13 protein-coding genes are annotated in these 19,861 nt (G+C 70.0%); 7 read left to right on the top strand and 6 right to left on the bottom strand.

Annotation, left to right across the window (positions count from 1 at the left end; all coding sequences use genetic code 11):
- Nucleotides 1–33: 33 nt before the first annotated feature.
- The 3 genes from dnaE (at nt 34) to ASD78_RS07805 (ending at nt 5,354) form a co-directional block, all read left to right on the top strand.
- The gene (gene dnaE / locus ASD78_RS07815; RefSeq protein ID WP_056099770.1) at nt 34–3,555 is read left to right on the top strand and encodes a DNA polymerase III subunit alpha; all 3,522 of its coding nucleotides are present in this window, start codon (nt 34–36) and stop codon (nt 3,553–3,555) included.
- Between the two features lie 130 nt (nt 3,556–3,685).
- Nucleotides 3,686–4,645 (top strand): acetyl-CoA carboxylase carboxyltransferase subunit alpha, encoded by a 960-nt coding sequence (locus ASD78_RS07810; protein WP_055902497.1) that lies wholly within the window; start codon nt 3,686–3,688, stop codon nt 4,643–4,645.
- Between the two features lie 16 nt (nt 4,646–4,661).
- Nucleotides 4,662–5,354, top strand: coding sequence for a transglycosylase domain-containing protein (locus tag ASD78_RS07805; RefSeq protein WP_156087628.1), 693 nt, complete (start codon nt 4,662–4,664; stop codon nt 5,352–5,354).
- Between the two features lie 24 nt (nt 5,355–5,378).
- On the opposite strand, the gene ASD78_RS07800 is transcribed toward ASD78_RS07805, so the two are convergent.
- Complete coding sequence (locus tag ASD78_RS07800; protein ID WP_055902502.1) at nt 5,379–6,440, bottom strand: NADH:flavin oxidoreductase/NADH oxidase; 1,062 nt, start codon at nt 6,438–6,440, stop codon at nt 5,379–5,381.
- A 103-nt stretch (nt 6,441–6,543) separates the two neighbouring features.
- Here ASD78_RS07800 and tilS point away from each other — a divergent pair, with 103 nt between their 5' ends.
- The 3 genes from tilS to ASD78_RS07785 are packed head-to-tail and all read left to right on the top strand — an operon-like array spanning nt 6,544 to nt 9,040.
- The gene (tilS, locus tag ASD78_RS07795; protein WP_056099763.1) at nt 6,544–7,842 is read left to right on the top strand and encodes a tRNA lysidine(34) synthetase TilS; all 1,299 of its coding nucleotides are present in this window, start codon (nt 6,544–6,546) and stop codon (nt 7,840–7,842) included.
- Between the two features lie 57 nt (nt 7,843–7,899).
- Complete coding sequence (locus ASD78_RS07790; protein ID WP_055902506.1) at nt 7,900–8,166, top strand: exodeoxyribonuclease VII small subunit; 267 nt, start codon at nt 7,900–7,902, stop codon at nt 8,164–8,166.
- The gene (locus ASD78_RS07785; RefSeq protein WP_056099758.1) at nt 8,159–9,040 is read left to right on the top strand and encodes a farnesyl diphosphate synthase; all 882 of its coding nucleotides are present in this window, start codon (nt 8,159–8,161) and stop codon (nt 9,038–9,040) included. Before ASD78_RS07790 ends, ASD78_RS07785 begins: the two co-directional genes overlap by 8 nt.
- A 716-nt stretch (nt 9,041–9,756) precedes the next feature.
- Here ASD78_RS07785 and ASD78_RS07780 read toward each other — a convergent pair.
- On the bottom strand, nt 9,757–10,119 hold the full coding sequence (locus ASD78_RS07780; RefSeq protein WP_055902510.1) for a DUF4870 domain-containing protein: 363 nt from the start codon (nt 10,117–10,119) through the stop codon (nt 9,757–9,759).
- A gap of 227 nt (nt 10,120–10,346) precedes the next feature.
- A complete protein-coding gene (pmbA, locus tag ASD78_RS07775) occupies nt 10,347–11,708 on the bottom strand; it encodes a metalloprotease PmbA (protein ID WP_156087651.1) in 1,362 nt (453 codons plus the stop codon).
- A 119-nt stretch (nt 11,709–11,827) separates the two neighbouring features.
- Between pmbA and yjgA the strand changes: the two genes are divergently transcribed.
- Nucleotides 11,828–12,400, top strand: a complete 573-nt coding sequence (gene yjgA / locus ASD78_RS07770) for a ribosome biogenesis factor YjgA (RefSeq protein ID WP_055902515.1) — start codon at nt 11,828–11,830, stop codon at nt 12,398–12,400.
- Nucleotides 12,401–12,594: 194 nt separating this feature from the next.
- Here the strand turns inward: yjgA and tldD are convergent, their stop codons facing one another.
- From tldD to rng, 3 genes are all read right to left on the bottom strand, one after another.
- Complete coding sequence (gene tldD, locus ASD78_RS07765; RefSeq protein ID WP_056099752.1) at nt 12,595–14,037, bottom strand: metalloprotease TldD; 1,443 nt, start codon at nt 14,035–14,037, stop codon at nt 12,595–12,597.
- Between the two features lie 306 nt (nt 14,038–14,343).
- The gene (locus ASD78_RS07760) at nt 14,344–18,252 is read right to left on the bottom strand and encodes a YhdP family protein (RefSeq protein WP_235566458.1); all 3,909 of its coding nucleotides are present in this window, start codon (nt 18,250–18,252) and stop codon (nt 14,344–14,346) included.
- Nucleotides 18,253–18,330: 78 nt separating this feature from the next.
- On the bottom strand, nt 18,331–19,818 hold the full coding sequence (rng, locus tag ASD78_RS07755) for a ribonuclease G (protein WP_056099749.1): 1,488 nt from the start codon (nt 19,816–19,818) through the stop codon (nt 18,331–18,333).
- Nucleotides 19,819–19,861 lie beyond the last annotated feature (43 nt).

Here is a 19,861-nt window from a genome sequence, read left to right as displayed (position 1 = left end):
TGCTAACCTGCTGGCTGTCACGCCGGTTGTCGCATGTCCGCACGCTTCGTTCATCTCCACCTGCACAGCGAATACTCGCTAGCCGACTCGACGATCCGCATCGGCGAGCTGGTCAAACGCTGCGCGAGCCTGGGCCAGCCCGCGGTCGCCCTGACCGACATCGACAACCTGTTCGCCACGGTCAAGTTCTACAAGGCCGCCGAAGGCGCGGGCCTGAAGCCGATCATCGGCGCCGACATCGGCATGGCCGACGGCAACGAAACGCCCTCGCGCATGACCCTGCTGTGCCGCGACCGCGGCGGCTACCTGACCCTGTCGCGCCTGCTCAGCCGCGCCTGGCTGGAAGGCCAGCGCATCGACGGCGTGGTGCTGCGCCCGGAATGGCTGCGCGAGGACAACGCCGGCCTGTTCGCCATGGCCGGCCGCCACAGTCTGGGCGGACGCCTGGCGATCGGCGGACGCCACGAGCTGGCCGAGGCCTGGATCGCCGACTGGCAGAGCGTGCTCGACGATCGCCTGCACCTGGAACTGACCCGTACCCGCCGCGACGGCGAGGACGCATTCAACGCCTTCGCCCTGCACGCGTCCAGCAAGCGCGGCCTGGCCGTGGTCGCCAGCAACGACGCCCGCTTCCTCGACCGCGACGGTTTCGAAGCGCACGAGGCGCGCGTGTGCATCGCGTCGGGCCGCGTGCTCGACGACCCCAAGCGTCCGCGCGACTACAGCGAAGAGCAATACCTGAAGTCGTCGGAGGAGATGGCCGAGCTGTTCGCCGATATCCCCGACGCGATCGACAACGCGCTGGCGCTGGCGACGCGCTGCAACGTCGAACTCAAGCTCGGCGAATATGCCCTGCCCGCGTTTCCGGTGCCGAGCGAGCACACCATCGAGAGCTGGCTGCGCAACTCCGCGCACGAAGGCCTGGAAAAGCGCCTGGAAAAAGCCCCGTTGGCCGAGGGCAAGAGCCGCCAGGACTACGACGAGCGCCTGGAGATCGAGCTCGACGTCATCATCAAGATGGGCTTCCCCGGCTACTTCCTGATCGTCGCGGACTTCATCAACTGGGCCAAGGACCACGGCATCCCGGTCGGTCCGGGCCGCGGTTCCGGCGCCGGTTCGCTGGTGGCCTGGGCGCTGGGCATCACCGACCTCGACCCGCTGCCCTACGACCTGCTGTTCGAGCGCTTCCTGAACCCGGAACGCGTGTCGATGCCCGACTTCGACATCGACTTCTGCATGGACCGCCGCGACGAAGTCATCGACTACGTCGCCGCCAAGTACGGCCGCGACCGGGTCAGCCAGATCATCACCTACGGCACCATGGCCGCCAAGGCGGTGGTGCGCGACTCCGGACGCGTGCTCGGCCATCCGTACGGCTTCGTCGACGGCATCGCCAAGCTGATCCCGAACACCCTGGGCATCAGCCTGGACGACGCGCTCGGCAATTCCGACGCGGCCAAGCAGAACCCGATGCTGGCTTCGGCCGACCTGATCGACCGCTACCGCACCGAAGACGACGTGCGCGACCTGCTCGACCTGGCGCTGAGCCTGGAAGACCTGACCCGCAACGCCGGCAAACACGCCGGCGGCGTGGTGATCGCGCCCTCGCCGCTGAGCGACTTCTGCCCGCTGTTCGCCGAACACGACGGCGAGGGCCGCGGCAGGAATCCGGTCACCCAGTTCGACAAGGACGACGTCGAAGCGGTCGGCCTGGTCAAGTTCGACTTCCTCGGCCTGCGCACGCTCACCATCATCGATTGGGCGGTGAAGGCGATCAACGTGCGCCGCGCCGCCGCCGGCGAAGCGCCGCTGGACATCACCGCGCTGGAGCTCGACGACAAGCTCAGCTACGAGCTGTTCGCGCGCGGCGACACGGTCGCGGTGTTCCAGTTCGAATCGCGCGGCATGCGCGAGCTGCTCAAGCGCGCCAAGCCCGACACCTTCGAAGACATCATCGCGCTCGCCGCGCTGTTCCGCCCCGGCCCGCTGGGCTCGGGGATGGATCGCGAATGGGTCGACCGCAAGCACGGCAACACCGAAGTCAGTTACCCGCACCCCTCGCTGGAACCCGTGCTGTCGCCGACCTACGGCGTCATCGTGTACCAGGAACAGGTGATGCAGATCGCGCAGGTGCTGGCGGGCTATACGCTCGGCGGCGCCGACATGCTGCGCCGCGCGATGGGCAAGAAAAAGCCCGAGGAGATGGCCAAGGAGCGCGCCAAGTTCGAGGCCGGCTGCGCCGAGCGCGGCATCCCGGCCAAGCAGGCCAGCCCGATCTTCGACTTGATGGAGAAGTTCGCCGAGTACGGCTTCAACAAGTCGCACTCGGCCGCCTACGCCCTGGTCGCCTACCAGACCGCCTGGCTCAAGGTGCACTACCCGGCCGAGTTCATGGCCGCGGTGCTGTCGTCGGACATGGACAACACCGACAAGATCGTCGGCTTCCTCGACGAAGCCCGCACCATGGGCCTGGACGTGCTGCCGCCGGACGTGGACGCCTCGGCCTACATGTTCGAAGCCAAGGACGCGCGCACCATCCGCTACGGCCTGGGCGCGGTGAAGGGCGTCGGCCGCGGCGCCTGCGAGGCCATCGTCGACGCGCGCCGCGCCGGTCCCTTCGACGATCTGCTGGATTTCTGCAAACGCGTCGACAGCGGCAAGCTCAACCGGCGCGCCCTGGAAGCGCTGACCCAGGCCGGCGCGCTCGACCGCCTGGGCAAGAACCGCGCGAGCCTGATGCTGCAATTGCCGGAAGTGCTCAAGGCCACCGACCAGCTCGCGCGCGAGCGCGACGCCGGCCAGGTCTCGCTGTTCGGCGGCTTCGAAGCCGCGGCGCCGGCGCTGCACCTGGACCTGTCGGAGGCCGACGAATGGCCGCTGGCGCAGCTGCTGGCCGGCGAACGCGAAACCCTCGGCCACTACCTCAGCGGCCATCCCTTCGATCCCTACCGCGACGAACTGCGCGGCCTGGTCGGCAACGACCTGGGCGAGCTCGACCGGATCTGGGAAAACCGCCCGGAAAGCGCGCGCAGCGGCTGGCGCCCGGAGCTGGAAGTGGTGGTCGCCGGCCAGGTCGTCGGCCTGCGCAAGAAGGGCGACAGCCAGATGTTCGTGCAGATCGAGGACGGCCGCGGCCGCCTGGAATGCGCCTTCTTCGCCGAGACCTACAGCGAATTCGCGTCCATGCTCGCGCGCGACCGTCTGCTGGTCGTGCAGGGCGGCCTGCGCGAGGACGCCTTCAGCGGCGGCTTCGCCCTGCGCGCGCAACGCTGCTGGGACTACTCGCAGGTCTGCGCCAAGCACGCCCAACGCCTGTCGATGCGCCTGGACCTGCGCGTGCCCGGCACCTGGCAACGCGTCGACGCCCTGCTGGCCAAGAACCGCCCCGGCCAGACCCCGATCCGCCTGGACCTGCTGCGCACCGGCGCGGCCGGCATGCTCGACCTCAACGGCAGCCAGTCGGTGCGTGTGGACGCCGACCTGGTCGGCACCTTGCGCGCCCAGCCCGGCGTGCGCGCGGTCAAGCTGACCCTGGCCAAGCCCTGGGCGAACTGAGCCGCGGCGCGAATTTTCCGCAGCAGAAACCGTCGCTTACGTATCGCAACACCGCGATACGCTACCCAACCCCTCGGTACGGTCGTGGTCGCTGGGCTAGACTGTGCCCCTTTCCGGCCCCGGCCCGAGCATGAATCCGAACTACCTCGACTTCGAGCAGCCCATCGCCGACCTGGAAGCCAAGATCCAGGAACTGCGCCACGCCAACAGTGGGCCGGCGGTCGACATCGATTCCGAGATCCACGCCCTGCAGGACAAGCTGCGCCTGCGTACCGCGCAGATCTTCCGCGACCTCAGCCCCTGGCAGATTTCGCAGCTGGCCCGCCACCCGGCGCGCCCCTACACCCTGGACTACATCCGGGTGTTCTGCGACGAGTTCCAGGAACTGGCCGGCGACCGCGCCTTCGCCGACGACGCCGCCATCGTCGGCGGCCTGGGCCGCATCGACGGCCGCTCGGTGGTCATCATCGGCCACCAGAAGGGCCGCGACACCAAGAGCAAGATCCGCCGCAACTTCGGCATGCCGCGCCCCGAGGGCTACCGCAAGGCGCTGCGCCTGATGAAGATGGCCGAGCGCTTCAAGCTGCCGCTGCTGACTTTCATCGACACCGCCGGCGCCTGGCCGGGCATCGACGCCGAAGAGCGCGGCCAGTCCGAAGCGATCGCGCGCAATCTGCTGGAAATGGCCGAACTCAAGATCCCGGTGATCTGCACCGTGATCGGCGAAGGCGGCTCCGGCGGCGCGCTCGCGATCGGCGTGGGCGACCGCACCCTGATGCTGGAATACAGCACTTACTCGGTCATCACCCCCGAAGGCTGCGCCTCGATCCTGTGGAAGACCGCGGAAAAAGCCAAGGACGCCGCCGAACAGCTGGGCCTGACCGCCAAGCGCCTGTTCGAGCTGGGCCTGATCGACAAGATCGTGCGCGAGCCGATCGGCGGCGCGCATCGCAATCCCAAGCAGATGGCGACCCGGCTCAAGGCCGTGCTGCTGAACGAACTCGACGCGCTGGAACAGATCCCGACCCCGGAACTGCTGCAGCGCCGCTACGAGCGCCTGCGCGGCTACGGGGCGTACGAGGCCGCGTAAGCGCGCGGCCGGCGACGTGGGCGGCTGGCCGAAATGGATCGTCGGCGCGGTGTTGGCGCTGATCGCGGCGTTCGTGTCGCTGGTTTACGGCTTGTATTGGTATGGGGCGAGCGCGCTTCCGCATGAACTGCCACGCGCGCAGCGCAGCTACCCCGACGAAGTGCGTGCGATCTACTGGGCGTCGCTGGGCGGCGAAGGACCGATGCGGGTCGAGCCACTCGATCCTCTGAAGTTGATCTGGCAGGTTTATAGCGATACTCAGGAGGATCGGTGGCCTCATCCTCCTCCGCCTGAGCATCAGCTACTGACTTCAACGGCGCGTCAGATTGCGCTCGAACACGCGCGAGAGTTACGCGGCGCCCGCTGGCACATGGCAGACATCGCTGCCGTCATTCGTCTAAGCAACGAACAAGCACCCGAACAGATTGCAGACCTCACGTTCGACCGCGCCTGGATGGGTCGCGACGCGCACGGTCTGGACGAAGCAGCTCCCGCCTACTTCGGCGTGCCGTTCGAGCAAACGACCCAGGCTGAGCGCATCGCATTGATCGCCTTGATGCGCGGGCCGTCCTATTTCGATCCGAGTCGAAACCCGGAGCGCTTTCGTAAGCGTTACACGCACGTTGCTCAGCAATTCGGCATCAGCACCACAAGCATCGATCCGGATCGCGATCTGGCGCGGCTAAAACCCACTGCGACCGCGCGCTAGCCGCGCGGTCGGACGCGACTCGGGCTACCAAGCCCGCAAATACTGATCCGGCCCATGCAGCTCCGCGCCCAGCTCCGCCGCAGCGCGGCGCGGGAAATACGGGTCGCGCAGCAGTTCGCGCGCCAGCAGGACCACGTCGGCTTCGCCGCTGTCGACGATGTGTTCGGCCTGCGCGGCATCGGTGATCTGGCCGACCGCGCCGGTGGCGATACCGGCTTCGCGGCGGATGCGCGCAGCGAACGGCACCTGGTAGCCGGGGCCGACCGGAATGCGCACTTCGGGCATCAGGCCTCCGCTGGACACGTCGATGAGATCGACGCCCAGCGATTTGACGATGCGCGCCAGCTCGATGCTCTGTTCGACGTCCCAGCCGCCCTCGACCCAATCGGTCGCCGACACCCGCAGCCACAGCGGCAGGCGTTCGGGCCAGACTTCGCGCACCGCCGCCAGCACTTCGCGCAGCAGGCGCGTGCGGCTGTCGAAATCGCCGCCGTAGCCGTCGTCGCGGCGGTTGCTCAGCGGCGACAGGAATTCGTGCAAGAGATAACCGTGCGCGGCATGCAGCTCGATCAGCTGGAAACCGGCCGCGAGCGCGCGGTGCGCGGCGGCGGCGAAATCGTCGACGACGTTGGCCAGACCGCAGGTATCCAGCGCGCGCGGCCGCGTCGAACCATCGGCGAACGGCAGCGGCGACGGCGCCACCGGCGTCCAGCCGCCGTAACCCGGCGCGATCGCGCGCCCGCCCAGCCACGGCGGCTCGACGCTGGCCTTGCGGCCGGCATGCGCCAGCTGCATGCCCGGCACGGCGCCGTTGGCGCGAATGAAGCAGGCGATTTCCGACCAGGCTTCGCCCTGGCGATCGTTCCAGATGCCGGTGTCGCTGGGCGAAATCCGGCCTTCGGGCGAGACCGCGGTCGCTTCGGTCAGGACCACGCCCGCGCCGCCGACCGCGCGGCTGCCCAGGTGCACCAAGTGCCAGTTCTCGGGCATGCCGTCGATCGCCGAGTACTGGCACATCGGCGAAACCGCGATGCGGTTGCGCAGGGTCACGGAGCGTTGCGGGTACGGGTCGAACAGGCGGGCCAATGCAGCGTCTCGATAGGGGGTGACGAGACAGTAAGCCCGCTGCGCGGCGGATACAGCGCCATCGATGGGTTGCTCCGTCCCACCGCCGTGGCACCATCGGCGGATGCCGCCGCATGCGCCCTCCCCGTTCGCCGACGCCCTGCGCGACCTGCCGCAGGGGCCGCTGTGCGTGGGCTACAGCGGCGGCCTGGATTCGACCGCGTTGCTGCATCTGTTGGCCGAGACGCCGGCCGCGCGCGCGCGCGGCTTGCGCGCCTGGCACGTGCATCATGGGCTGCACGCGCAGGCCGACGACTGGGCCGCGCACTGCGCCGCGGAGTGCGCGGCACTCAGCGTTCCGCTGACGGTGTCGCAGGTGAACGTGACCCGCGACGGCGGCGACGGCCCCGAGGCCGCGGCGCGGCGCGCGCGTCATGCCGCCTTCGAGCGCGGGCTGGGCGAAGGCGAGACCCTGGCCCTGGCCCACCATCGCGACGATCAGGCCGAGACCTTCCTGCTGCGCGCGCTGCGCGCCTCCGGCCCGGACGGTCTGGCGGCGATGCGGCGCTGGCGCGACTGCGGCCGCGGCCGCTTGTGGCGGCCCTTGCTGGAACTGCCACGCAGCGCGCTCGAACGCTACGCGCGCGATCGCGGCCTGCGCTGGATCGAAGACCCCAGCAACGCCGACGATGCCTACGACCGCAATTTCCTGCGCCGGCGCGTGCTGCCGCTGCTGCGCGAACGCTGGCTGCAGGCCGATGCGGCATTGGCGGCCTCGGCCGGCCTGAACGCGCAGGCGGCGGCGCTGCTGGAGCAAGGCGACGCGCTCGCCCTGGCCCAGGTCCGCAGCGCCGATCCGCAGGCCCTGTCGCGCGCGGGCTTGCGCACGCTGCCGTCCGCGCGCCGCGCCCGGGTGCTGCGGCGTTGGATCGCCGAACTCGGCCTGCCTCCCTTGCCGGCCGTGGGCGTCGTCCAGATCGAACGCGAACTGCTGGCGGCGCGCGACGACGCCGAAGCCGAGTTCGCCTGGCACGGCGCGAGCATCCGCGCCTGGCGCGACCTGCTGCATGCACAAACGCGGTCCGCCGCCCTGCCGCCCGGCTGGCGCACGCCCTGGGACGGCCGCGCGCCGCTGGCGCTGCCCGGAGGCGGCGAATTGCGCCTGGAAGGCGCGAGCGCGCTGGAAGGCGCCTGCGAGGTCCACGCGCGCGTCGGCGGCGAACGCATGGTCCTGCCCGGCCGCGAGCACAGCCACGCGCTCAAGCAGGTCCTGCAGGAGCTGGGCGTACCGCCCTGGGAGCGCCGCAGGCTGCCACTGCTGTCGCGCGACGGCGTGCTGCTGGCGGCCGCCGATCTGGCCTATTCCGCCAATCTCGACCGCTGGCTGCGCGAACGCGGCGCGCGCCTGGTCTGGCGCGCCTGAGCGCCGCCCGGCCGCGCATGCGTTGACCCCGCCGACCCCGCGCCGCACACTAATCGCATGCCCCGCAAAGCCGCCACCGAGCCTTCGCCCGTGACCGATTTCGAGCAGTCCCTGGACGCGCTCGAACAACTGGTCGAAAAGATGGAACACGGCGAGATGAGCCTGGAAGACTCGCTCGCCGCCTACGAACGCGGCGTGGGTCTGTACCGCCGTTGCCAGAGCGCGCTGGAACAGGCCGAACTGCGCGTGCGCCTGCTCAGCGATCCGCAGGACCCGGCCGGCGCCGAACCCTACTCCGGCTCGCACAACGCCTCCGATGCGTGACCCGCGCCTGGTCGTCTGGCGCGAACGCGCCGACGCTGCGCTCGTGCGCGCGCTGCCCGACCCGGACTCGCCGCCACAGGATCTGCACGCCGCGATGCGCCACGCCGTGCTGCTCGGCGGCAAACGCCTGCGTCCGCTGTTGGTCTACGCCGCCGGCGCGCTGTTCGACGCCGACGAGGCCGCGCTGGATGCGCCCGCCGCCGCGGTCGAACTGATCCACGCCTATTCGCTGGTCCACGACGATCTGCCGGCGATGGACGACGACGCCCTGCGTCGCGGCCAGCCGACCGTGCACGTGGCCTACGACGAAGCCACCGCGATCCTGGCCGGCGATGCGCTGCAATCGCTGGCCTTCGCGGTGCTGGCCGATGCCCGCACCGACGACGGCGTACGTGTCGCCCTGCTGAGCACGCTGGCCCACGCCGCCGGCGCCGCCGGCATGTGCGGCGGCCAGGCGCTGGACGTGGCCGCCACCGGCGGCGGCGCCTCGCTGGATCTGGCCGCGCTGGAACGCCTGCATTCGCTCAAGACCGGCGCCCTGATCCGCGCCGCGGTGCGCATGGGCGCGCTCTGCGGCGGCGCCGACGCCCAGGCGCTGATCGCGCTGGACCGCTACGCGCATGCGCTGGGCCTGGCCTTCCAGGTCCGCGACGACATCCTCGACATCGAAGGCAGCAGCGCCACCCTCGGCAAGACCGCGGGCAAGGACGTGGCCCAGGACAAGGCGACGTTTCCGGCCTTGATCGGCCTGGACGGTTCGCGCGCGCGCCTGGACGCACTGGTACGCGGCATGCATGAGGCGCTGGCTCCGTTCGGCGAGAAGGCCGCGGCGCTGACCGAGTTGGGCGAGTTCGCCGCGCAGCGGAATCACTGAGGTCGGCGAGAGGGCCGGCAGGCGAGGTTGTCCGTAGCGCCTGCAGCGGATGCGGCTCGCGCGGCGATGCGGTTCGCCTGTGGCTCACCGCATCCTACAAAGCACACATGCAGCGGCAGCGCCGTTGGCATTGAAATCCATTGAGCCGCACCACGACGAACAACCGTAGACCCGAAGGGCGGCGCGCAGGACGCGCGCCGTTTTTCGAGGAACAGGATGTTCCTTCGAAAAGTCCCCGCGTCAGCACCGAACCCGCACGGGAGGGTTGTCTAGGTAAGCCCTTCTCTTTGGTTACTTTCTCTTGGGCTAGCAAGAGAAAGTGACCCGCACGCGCAGCGGGCGGAAGCCGTTGCTTAAGAACGAAACCAACGAAGTAGCTGGGATTCGCGATCGCGGCTCACGCCGCTCCCACAGAAAGCAAAAAGCAGAAAGCGAAGCCGATCCGCATCGAAACTCATGCGGCAGCCGGAGGTCGTGGTCGCGGCTCACGCCGCTCCTACCCCAAGGCAAGTGGCAAGAGAAGTGATCCGCATGCGCAGCGGGCGGAAGCCTTTGACTTGGGAATCGAAACCTTCGCCGAACCTCGGAGTTCGCAATCGCGGCTTACGCCGCTCCCACAGAAAGCGACGGCGGGCCCCAGGCGAAAGGTAATCGGCTCCCAAAACGAAACGGGCCCGGCAATGCCGGGCCCGCAATACCGCAGTCTCGCTCGCCGATTACTTGATCAGACGCAGCGTAACCGGGTAACGATAGCGTTCACCCTTGTTCGCAGCCAGACCGGCCATGATGAAGAGAATCAGCGACACCACCCACACCAGCATCGACACCAGACCGGTGAGCCCCAGGGTGAAGGGAGCGAGAACGGTCAGCACGACATAGACGATCAGCAAGGTGATGGTGAAGTTCAGCGCTTCCTTCGACTGATCGATCAGGAATGCCTTCTCCGGCTTGTCCTTGTTGATCAGCCAGATGATCAGCGGGACGATGAAGCCCAGCAAGATTCCCGACAGATGGGTGATCAGCGCCAGGGTGCGGTCTTCGGAGTTACCGTCGACCGATGATTCGTTGATATCGCTCATTCCTTGTTTCCCCTTTCCAGTTCCAGTTTGGATGGCCTTGCGGCGGCCATTGGCGGCCGCCCCAGCCGGCCCACTCTCAGCCGCGTTGCCACCGCTGTCAAGGACGGCGGCGCACGGTCCGCGGGGCGCGGCCTTCGAAGCAACGCGGCAGCGGTCCCGCAACGGCCGGACCGGCGCGGTCGCGCAGCATGACCGGTCCGCGTTACAGGCCGGCGTCGGCGCGGGACTCAGTCTTCGCCGGTATCGCCGGCGACGGTCATGCGTCCGACCAGGATCGAGCCGGTGCGCAGGTGCGAACGCAGGTCGACGTCGCTGCCGACCGCTTCGATCGATTCGAACATGCTGCGCAGGTTGCCGGCGATGGTGATGCCGTCGACCGGGTGCTGGATCTGGCCGTTCTCGACCCAGTAGCCCGCGGCGCCGCGCGAGTAGTCGCCGGTGACGGTGTTGACCCCCTGCCCCATCAGCTCGGTGACCAGCAGGCCGCGGTCCATGCCGCGCAGCATGGCGTCGAAGTCGCCGCCGTTGGCGGCGACCTGCAGGTTATGCACGCCGCCGGCGTTGGCGGTGGTCTGCAGGCCGAGCTTGCGCGCCGAATAGCTGCCCAGGATGTAACGCTGCAGCACGCCGTCCTGGACCAGCGCCGACTCGCGCGTGGCCACGCCTTCGGCGTCGAAAGCGCTGGAGCGGAAGCCGCGCACCAGGAACGGCCGCTCTTCGATCGAGAACCACTCCGGGAACAGCCGGGTGCCGGCGGAATCGAGCAGGAAGCTGGCGCGCCGGTACAGCGCGCCGCCGGACACCGCGCCCAGCAGGTGGCCGATCAGCGAGCGCGCGGATTCGGCCGCATACAGCACGGGGTATTCGCCGGTGGCGATCTGGCGCGGCGCCAGTCGCGACACCGCACGCTGCGCGGCGTGGCGGCCGATCGCGGCGGTGGCTTCGAGGTCGCCTTCGGCCAGCGCGATGCTGTACCAGCCATCGCGCTGCATGGCGTCGCCGCGGCCGGCGATCAGGGCGCAGCCGACGCTGTGCTGGGTGCTGCCCTCGCGGCCGATGAAGCCGTGCGAATTGGCGTAGACGCCCAGGCTGGCGCCGGTACCGACCGAGGCGCCGTCGGAATTCTCGACCCGGGCGTCGTACTCGCGGCCGGCGTTTTCGCAGGCCAGGGCCAGGTCGACCGCGCGGTCGGCTTCCAGCATCCACGGGTGCCAGCTGTCGAACGCGCGCCAACCGCCCTCGGCCTGGGCCGCGGCCATCAATTCGGCGTCGGCCAGGCCGGCGGCGGGGTCGTCCTCGGTGTAGCGCGCGATCGCGCACGCCTGCTCGACGGTGGCCTCCAGGCTGTCCGCGCGCAGGTCGGCGGTGCTGGCGCTGCCCTTGCGGCGGCCGAAATAGACGGTGACCGCGATGCCGCGGTCGCGGGTGGCTTCGACCGTCTCGACCTCGCCCATGCGCACGTTGACGTTGAGCCCGGTCTCTTCCGAGCACGAGACTTCGGCCTGGCTGGCGCCGCGTGCGCGCGCGGCGGCGAGCAGGCGCTGGGACAGCTCGGACAGGGCGTCCAGGCGCGCTTCGGGGTCGGCGATGACGTGGGCCGGAGCGGTCTGACGGAGGGCGACTGCGTTCAATGTCTTATCCTTGGCTGCCGTGGCGCTGGACGCCACGGGATTTCGATTCAGTTTGACGGTACGAGAGGTGGTTTGCGATGCGCGGCAGAGACGACGAAACCGGTGAATTCTTCAGCCCCAGCCGCAGCCAGAACCGGCGCGAGGCGCTGGAGGTGCTGGCCCTGGGCGACCAGCTGTCCAAGCTGACCGACGCCCAGCTGGCGCGGCTGCCGATCCCGGAGGGCCTGCTGCCGCATATCCGCGAATGCCGGCGCATCACCGCGCACATCGCGCACAAGCGCCAGCTGGCGTTCCTGGCCAAGCAGATGCGGCGCGAGGACGACGCCACCCTGGAGGCAATCCGCGATGCGCTCGACGTCAACGGCGAGGCCGGGCGGCGCGAAGTCGCGGCGATGCACCGGGTCGAGGCCTGGCGCGAGCGCCTGCTCGCCGACGGCGACGCCGCGCTGGCGACGCTGCTCGACGAGTACCCCGAGGCCGACCGCCAGCGCCTGCGGCAACTGGTGCGCAACACGCTCGAAGAGCGCAAGCGCAACAAGCCGCCGCATTCGTTCCGCGAGCTGTACCGCGAACTGCGCAGCCTGGTGCTGGGCGCGAACGAGGCCGGCGACGACGACAGCGACGAACTCGCGAGCGACGACGAGAACTGAGCCGCATGCAGTGAACCCCTCTYCCGCWTGCGGGAGAGGGGTTGGGGTGAGGGCCCGCCGCGAGYGTYGAAYGCCCACCGMCTGCGCCGCCCTCATCCGCCCTGCGGGCACCTTCTCCCGCRAGCGGGAGAAGGGAGGACCGAAGCGTCGCGCTATTGGACCTGCTCCCGCCGGGACCAGGACGCCGACAGCACTCACGACTGCGTGCCACCCACCGTCAGCCCATCGATCAGCAGCGACGGCTGGCCCACGCCGACCGGGACGCTCTGGCCGTCCTTGCCGCATACGCCCACGCCTTCGTCCAGGGCCAGGTCGTGGCCGATCATGCGCACCTTCTGCATGGTTTCCGGGCCGTTGCCGATCAGGGTCGCGCCCTTGACCGGCGCGGTGATCCTGCCGTCTTCGATCAGGTAGGCCTCGGTGGCCGAGAACACGTACTTGCCGCTGGTGATGTCGACCTGGCCGCCGCCGAAGTTGACCGCGTACAGGCCCTTCTTGACCGAACGGATCATTTCTTCCGGGTCGTGCGTGCCCGCCAGCATGTAGGTGTTGGTCATGCGCGGCATCGGCAGATGCGCGAAGGACTCGCGGCGGCCGTTGCCGGTCGGCGACATGCCCATCAGGCGCGCGTTGAGGGTGTCCTGCATGTAGCCGACCAGGACGCCGTCCTCGATCAGGGTGGTGCAGTTCGTCGGCGTGCCTTCGTCGTCGATGTTGAGCGAACCGCGGCGGCCCGGCAGGGTGCCGTCGTCGACGATGGTGACGCCGGGCGAGGCCACGCGCTGGCCCATGCGGCCGGCATAGGTCGACGTGCCCTTGCGGTTGAAGTCGCCTTCCAGACCGTGGCCGACCGCTTCGTGCAGCAGCACGCCGGGCCAGCCGCTGCCCAGCACCACCGGCATCACGCCGGCGGGGGCGGCGATCGCCTCCAGGTTCACCAGCGCCTGACGCAGCGCTTCGCGCGCCAGCGACTCGGGCTTGCCGCCGGCGAACAGCTCGGCGTAGCCGTAGCGGCCGCCGCCGCCGGCGTAACCGCTCTCGCGGCGGCCGTTCTGCTCGACGATCACCTGCACGTTGAGCCGCACCAGCGGGCGCACGTCGGCGGCGAGCACGCCGTCGCTGCGCGCGACCAGCACGGTGTCGACGCCGCCGGACAGGCTGACGGTGACCTGCTGCACGCGCGGGTCGGCGGCGCGCAGCAGGCGATCGATCTTGCGTAGCTCTTCGACCTTGTCTTCGTTGCCGATGCCGTCGATCGGATCCTCGGCCGGGTACAAGGCACGCCCTGCGCCACGCACCAGCGCGCGCGGCTCGTGCGCCGAACCGTCGCGCGAAATCGCCCGCGCCGACTTCGAGGCCGCGATCAGCGCTTCGCCGTTGATCTCGTCGGAATAGGCGAAGCCGGTTTTCTCGCCGCTGATCGCGCGCACGCCGACGCCCTGCTCGATCGAATGCGAACCGTCCTTGACGATGCCGTCCTCGACCGTCCAGCTCTCGCGGCGCGCGTGCTGGAAATACAGATCGCCGAAATCCACGCCCGGCCCCAACAGGGTGCCGAAGGTGCGGTCCAGGCCGTTGGCGTCCAGGCCGGCGGGCAGCAGCAGGCGGGTTTCGGCGAGTTGCAGGGGCAGCGTCATGGGGTGTCCGGGGGCGATGAAGGAGACATGCTAACCAACGAGCGCCGGGCTGGGTCTGGCGGGCTGGATGGTTCGGGCGGTGCAGTTAGAGATGGAGTCTGGGCGGGGCGGGTTCAACCGTGTGGGGTTTGGCGCCAAGTGGATCGATTCGGGGCGTATTTCCCACGAAAGGTGGGAAGCAGTACGGTTTTGGTTCGCACTGGCACCTCGCACTCCGGGATTTTGGACGAAACCAGGCCGAGACCGCGCTTGCCCGGGCCCTGCGCCCAACCCCTCTCCCGAGAGAGAGCGGCTGATCTTGCCTGGCTAGCCGGCCGGAGGCGCGCTGTTGCCGGCGCTGCGCGTCTGCTCGCGGGTCATGACCTCGACCTTGGGTTCCTTCCAGGGACCGGTCACCCGGTAGGTCTTGGCGCCGATCTGGCTCAGCGGCTTCTGCAGCACGGTGCCGGCGGCGGCGCCGATGGCCGCGCCGACCGGGCCGGCCGCGATCGCGCCGACCGCGGTCAGCAGGTTGCCGGTCTTGGGCCGGACCTCGATGGTCTGGTCGTAGCTCTGCGCGCGCAGATTGGTGGAGCCGCGGATGTTCACGGTCGCCGCGGGGCCGTCCATGACCAGGTCGTCGCTGCGCGCGCTGCCGCCGCCGATGGCGATGTGGCCGCCGACGCGGTTGAAGGCGAAGCCCTTGGAGAACAGGTCGCGGAAATCCAGGCCCAGGCGCCGCGGCAGCTGGGCGATGCTGAGCAGGCCGATCACCCGCCCGGTGCCGGGCTCGACCTCGAGCAGGCGCCCGTCGCGCACGTCCAGGGTCAGGCTGCCGTCCAGCGAACCCAGCGCGAACGTGGCCGGGCTGCCGGGCCAGCCCGCATCGAAGCGGACCTTGGCCTTGCCGCCGGCGACCAGGCCGCCGAAGCCGAAGCCGCTCAGCAAGGCGCCGGTGTCGCCGCTGTCGATGTTCATCGTCAGGCGCGTGCGCGCCGCCGCGCCGCGGCCGTTCCAGTCGCCACTGATGTCGATACTCTGCTTGTCGGCGCGCGTCTGGATCTGTTCCAGGCGCATGCCGAGCGCGGTCGGCCGGGTACGGACGCGGGCGCTGCCCATGCGCGCGTCGCGCAGGCGAAGATCGGCGATGTCGATGGTCAACGGCGGCACCTTGGCCGGGTCGAAGCCGGCGTCGATCGCGCGCGCGGCCGGTGCGGGAATCGCGGCGGCAGGCGCAGCCGATGCCGTGCCGTTGTCGGCCACGGATGCGGTGGGCGCGCGCCAGTACACGCGCTCGAACTTGCCGGCCAGCGGCGCGGCCGGATCGGCCGGGGCCAGCACTGCGCCTTCCAGGGCAGGGCCTTCGACCCGCACCGCGGTGGCGCCGCGCGGGGCCGGCACGACGACCAGGCGGGTGTCGGCGAACACGCCGCCCAGCAGTTGCAGCTTCTGCGCGGTCACGTCCACGCGCTGCAGCGGCAGGCCCTCGCCTTCGCCCTTGCCGCCGCTGCCGGCGAACGCCATCCATTCGATCGCGTCCAGTGCGCCGGCGCGGCCGGTCGCGACCAGACCGTGCGCCGGCGGCGCTTCGTCGACGCGGGTGGTGCCGAGCGCGACGCGCACGCCGGTGCGGCCGTTGACGGTGCGCGCGCGCAGCGCCATCACGTTGCCGAACCCGACCCGGATGTCGCCGCTGCCCACCGGCAAGGGCGTTTCCACCGTCGTCGCCAGGCTGCCCGCGGCCGGCTTGTGCAAGGGCGCCGGCAGTTCCAGGGCGGTGCCGACCAGGTTGGAATGCAGTTGCAGCAGGGTCGGCGGGGTGGCGCCGGCGAGCGCCTTGGGGATCGCTATGCCGATGGTCCAGTTCGAACGCCCGTCCAGATAGGGCTTGAGCCAGCCCAATTCCGGCGCGCGTTCGATCAGCGATTGCGCACCGACGCTGGCGTCCAGCCCGGCCTCGAACACATTGCCGCGGTCGCGCACGTAGTCGCCCGCGCGCAGCGAGAGCTTGCCGGGCTGGCCTTCGTGGCGCACCGCCAGATCGTTGGCGCCGAAGCCGCCGCGCGCGTATTCGGCACGTCCGCGCACATCGTCGAAAGCGAGTTTCCAGCGCGCGTCGGCGAGCTTGGCACCCTGCAATTCGACCGAACCCGAAATCGCGGTGACGCTGCCCGGCTTCAGCGGCAGTTTCATATCAAAGCCGACCTGGGCCGGACCGCTGGCGGTGAGATTGGCGAAGGTGTCGGCGTGCTGCTTCTGCAGCGGGCTCAGGCGCAGCATGCTCAGCAGCTGCGCGGCGTCGGACGCGGTCCGCGCCTGCACGCTCAGCGCGCCGTCCTTGTAGTGATCGATGCCGGCATGGATCTTCTGCACGCCGACACCGGCGAGCCTGGCGACGCCGTCGACGCTGAAGCCGTCGGCGATGAAGGCCACGTCCGCATCCAGACCCTCGGCCGCCGGCCATTCGGGCTGGAACTTGACCACCGCCTGGTGCAGCTTCGCGGTCGCTTCGAACCGTCCGTTGCGGTCGCGGAACGGCCAGTTGTCGAGATCGCCGGACACGATCGCATGACCGTCGCGCACGCTGCCGCCGATCAGGGCCGAATCCAGCCACTTCACCAATGCCGGCGACATGCTGTGGCGAATCCAGAAGCCCTTGGCGACCGGCACCCGCGCCTCGTCGAGGTCGGCGGCGATGTCGATCCACGGCCGCGTTCCATCGCCCTGCCACCACAGGCCGCCGCGCGCGCGCGCGCCGAAACCTTCGCCCTTGATCGTCAGGGCATGGGTGCCGACGCGCCAGCCCGCGCCCTCGCGCCAGCCGGCGACGGTGCCGTCGAGGTTCACGGTGTGGGCCACGCCGAAACCGGCCGGCCAGTCGAACCGCATCGGCGAGGCCGAATCCAGGCGCAGGCTGAAACCGTCGGCGTCGCCTTCGATATCGCCCGACAGGCCGCTCAGGCCCGGTGCGGTGCCGATCGCGGCGAAACCCAGGCCGTCGATGCGCGCGCTGGCGTGCAGCGGCCCGTCGCGGCGGCCGGCGACCGAGATGCGTTGCAGCGACATCTGCGGCTTGGTCCGGTGCAGCCAGCGGCGCAGGCCGGCGGGCACGCGGTCGCTGAGCGCGGCCGCCTGCAGCAGCGGCCCGGCGTCGATGCGGTCGGCGAGCAAGGCGTAGCGTTCGCCGCCGGCCAGCGCGAGGCCGTCCAGCACCTGTTGCCTGGGCGCGCCGCCGATGCGCAGATGCGGCGCATCGAAGCGCCAGCCGCCATGGTCCAGGCGCCAGCGTGCACGCGCTTCGACGCGGTCGAACTCGATCCGCGGCAGCGCGGCGGCGCCGTCGCCCAGCGGCGCGCCGCGCAACGCGACCCGCTCCAGCGCGGCGTCGACGGTGACCATGGCGACGCGGTGGTCGCGCAATTCGGCCCAGGCCTCGGCGCGGCCCTGCCCGCTTTCGGCGCCGATGCCGGCGACCTGCAGCAGCGCCGCCCAGGCGCTAAGGTCGGCGCGGCGCGCGCCGGCGTAGGCGCGGCCGTCGCCGCGCTTGCGATCGAAGTCCAAGGCCGCGTCCAAGGGCGAGGAAGCTGCGCCGGCGACGCCTACGCTGGGCCAGGCGCGCAGGCCCGCACGCACGCGGTTGCCGTCCACGCGCAGGCGCAGGTTGATCTTGGGAATGCGCGCGTCGACGCCGAGCTTGGGCGCGATCACCGCGAGCTTGCCGTCGATCACCTGCAACTCGCCCAGGCCTTCCAGCGCGGCCAGCGGGTCCTTGCTCGGCTGCTCCTGTCCGGGCAGGCCGCGTACCTTCCAGCGGCCGTCGTCGGCGCGCTCCAGGGTCAGGTCGAGGCCGTGCAGGCGCAGCTCGGAAAAGGAATGACCGGGCAAAAGGCCGGCGTAGATCGACACCAGCATTTCGGCATCGCCGACCACGAAGGCCTGCGCGCCCTCGCCGACCCGCAGGCCGTCCAGACGCAGCAAGGGCCCGCGTCGGGTCCATTGGGTTTCGACCCGGTCGAAGGCGACCGGACGGCCGGCGCGCTGGCTCAGCCAGGCCGCGATCCGGTCCGGATTGCGCTCGGCCATCGGCAGGATCTGGCTGGCCACGCCCAGCGCCAACGCCAGCAATACCAGCAGTACCGCGCCGGTATAGGCGACGCTACGGCGGGCGAAGCGCAAACGGCGGCGCAGCGGGGTCGGCATCAGCGTCGCGCTCCGCGCGCCGCCGGGATTCGGCATTCGGGATTCGGGGTTCGGCGAAGCACGGGCCGGCATTCGCCTCTGCGAATCGCGAATCCCGAATGCCGAATCCCGGCTTTAAAGCAGCACGACATCGAACTGCTCCTGCGCGTACTGGTCGTCGGGCTGGAAGCGGATCGATTTGCCGAGGAACTCCTCCAGCTCGGCCACCGCCGCCGACTCCTCGTCGGTGATGCGCGCGACCACTTTCGGCGAGGCGATCACCAGCAGCCGCGGCGCGTCGAACTGGCGCACCTGGCGGACGATGTCGCGGAAGATTTCGTAGGTCACCGTTTCCGGCGTCTTCAAGGTGCCGCGGCCGCCGCACTCGTGGCAGGGCTCGCTGAGCTGGCGCTCCAGGCTTTCGGTGGTGCGCTTGCGGGTCATCTCGACCAGGCCCAGCGGCGAGAACTCGTAGACCGTGGTCTTGGCGTGGTCGCGCGCCAGCGACTTCTCCAGCTGACGCAGCACCTGGCGCTTGTGCTCGGCGTCGGTCATGTCGATGAAGTCGATGATGATGATGCCGCCGAGGTTGCGCAGGCGCAGTTGCCGGGCCACCGACTGCGCCGCTTCCAGATTGGTCCGGTAAACGGTTTCCTCGAGATTGCGTTGACCCAGGAAGGAGCCGGTGTTGATGTCGACCGTGGTCATGGCCTCGGTCTGGTCGATCACCAGGTAGCCGCCCGACTTCAGCGGCACCTGCTTGTCGAGCGCGCGCTGGATCTCGTCCTCGACCCCGTACAGGTCGAAGATCGGGCGCGCGCCGGTGTAGTGCTCGATCTTCTCGTCCAGGCCCGGCATGTATTGGCCGGCGAACACGCGCAGGCGTTCGCAGGTCTCGCGCGAATCGACCTTGACCTTCTCGACGTCGCGCCGCATCAGGTCGCGCACCGCGCGCAGCGGCAGGCTCAGGTCCTCGTACACGCGCTCGCCCACGCGCGAGCTTTGAGATTTCTCGGCGATCAGGGCCCAGGCCCGGCTCAAGTAGGCCACGTCCTCGGCCAGGGCCTCGGCGGGCTGGCTCTCGGCGTTGGTGCGCACGATGTAGCCGTGGTTCTCGCCAGCCGGCGCCAGTGCGGTGACGTGCGACTTCAGGCGCTGGCGCTCGCTCTCGTCCTCGATCCGCGCCGATACCCCGACCACGCGCGTGCGCGGCAGCAGCACCAGGTAACGCGAGGGAATGCTCAGCTGGGTGGTCAGGCGCGCGCCCTTGGTGCCGATCGGGTCCTTGACCACCTGGACGATGATTTCCTGGCCCTCGCGCAGCAGCTCGGCGATCGGCCGGGTCGGGGCCGGCGGCAGCGGCGCCTGGTCGCCCTCGCCCTCGCCGACCTGGGCCGGCTTGACGATGTCGGCCGCGTGCAGGAACGCGGCGCGCTCCAGGCCGATCTCGACGAACGCCGCCTGCATGCCCGGCATCACCCGCTGGACCCGGCCCTTGTAGATGTTGCCGACCACGCCGCGGCGCCAGCCGCGCTCGATGTGCAGCTCCTGCAGCATGCCGTTTTCGACCACCGCGACTCGGGTTTCGCGCGGGGTGACGTTGACGAGTATTTCTTCGGTCATGGCGTGGATGGCGCTCTGCGTTCGTCAACGGTGGGGGAAGGTC

The sequence above is a fragment of the Lysobacter sp. Root667 genome, from assembly GCF_001427715.1.
Lineage (GTDB): Bacteria > Pseudomonadota > Gammaproteobacteria > Xanthomonadales > Xanthomonadaceae > Lysobacter.
The sequence above is the reverse complement of the archived record's forward strand: the minus strand, read 5'-3'. Positions and strand labels throughout refer to the sequence as shown.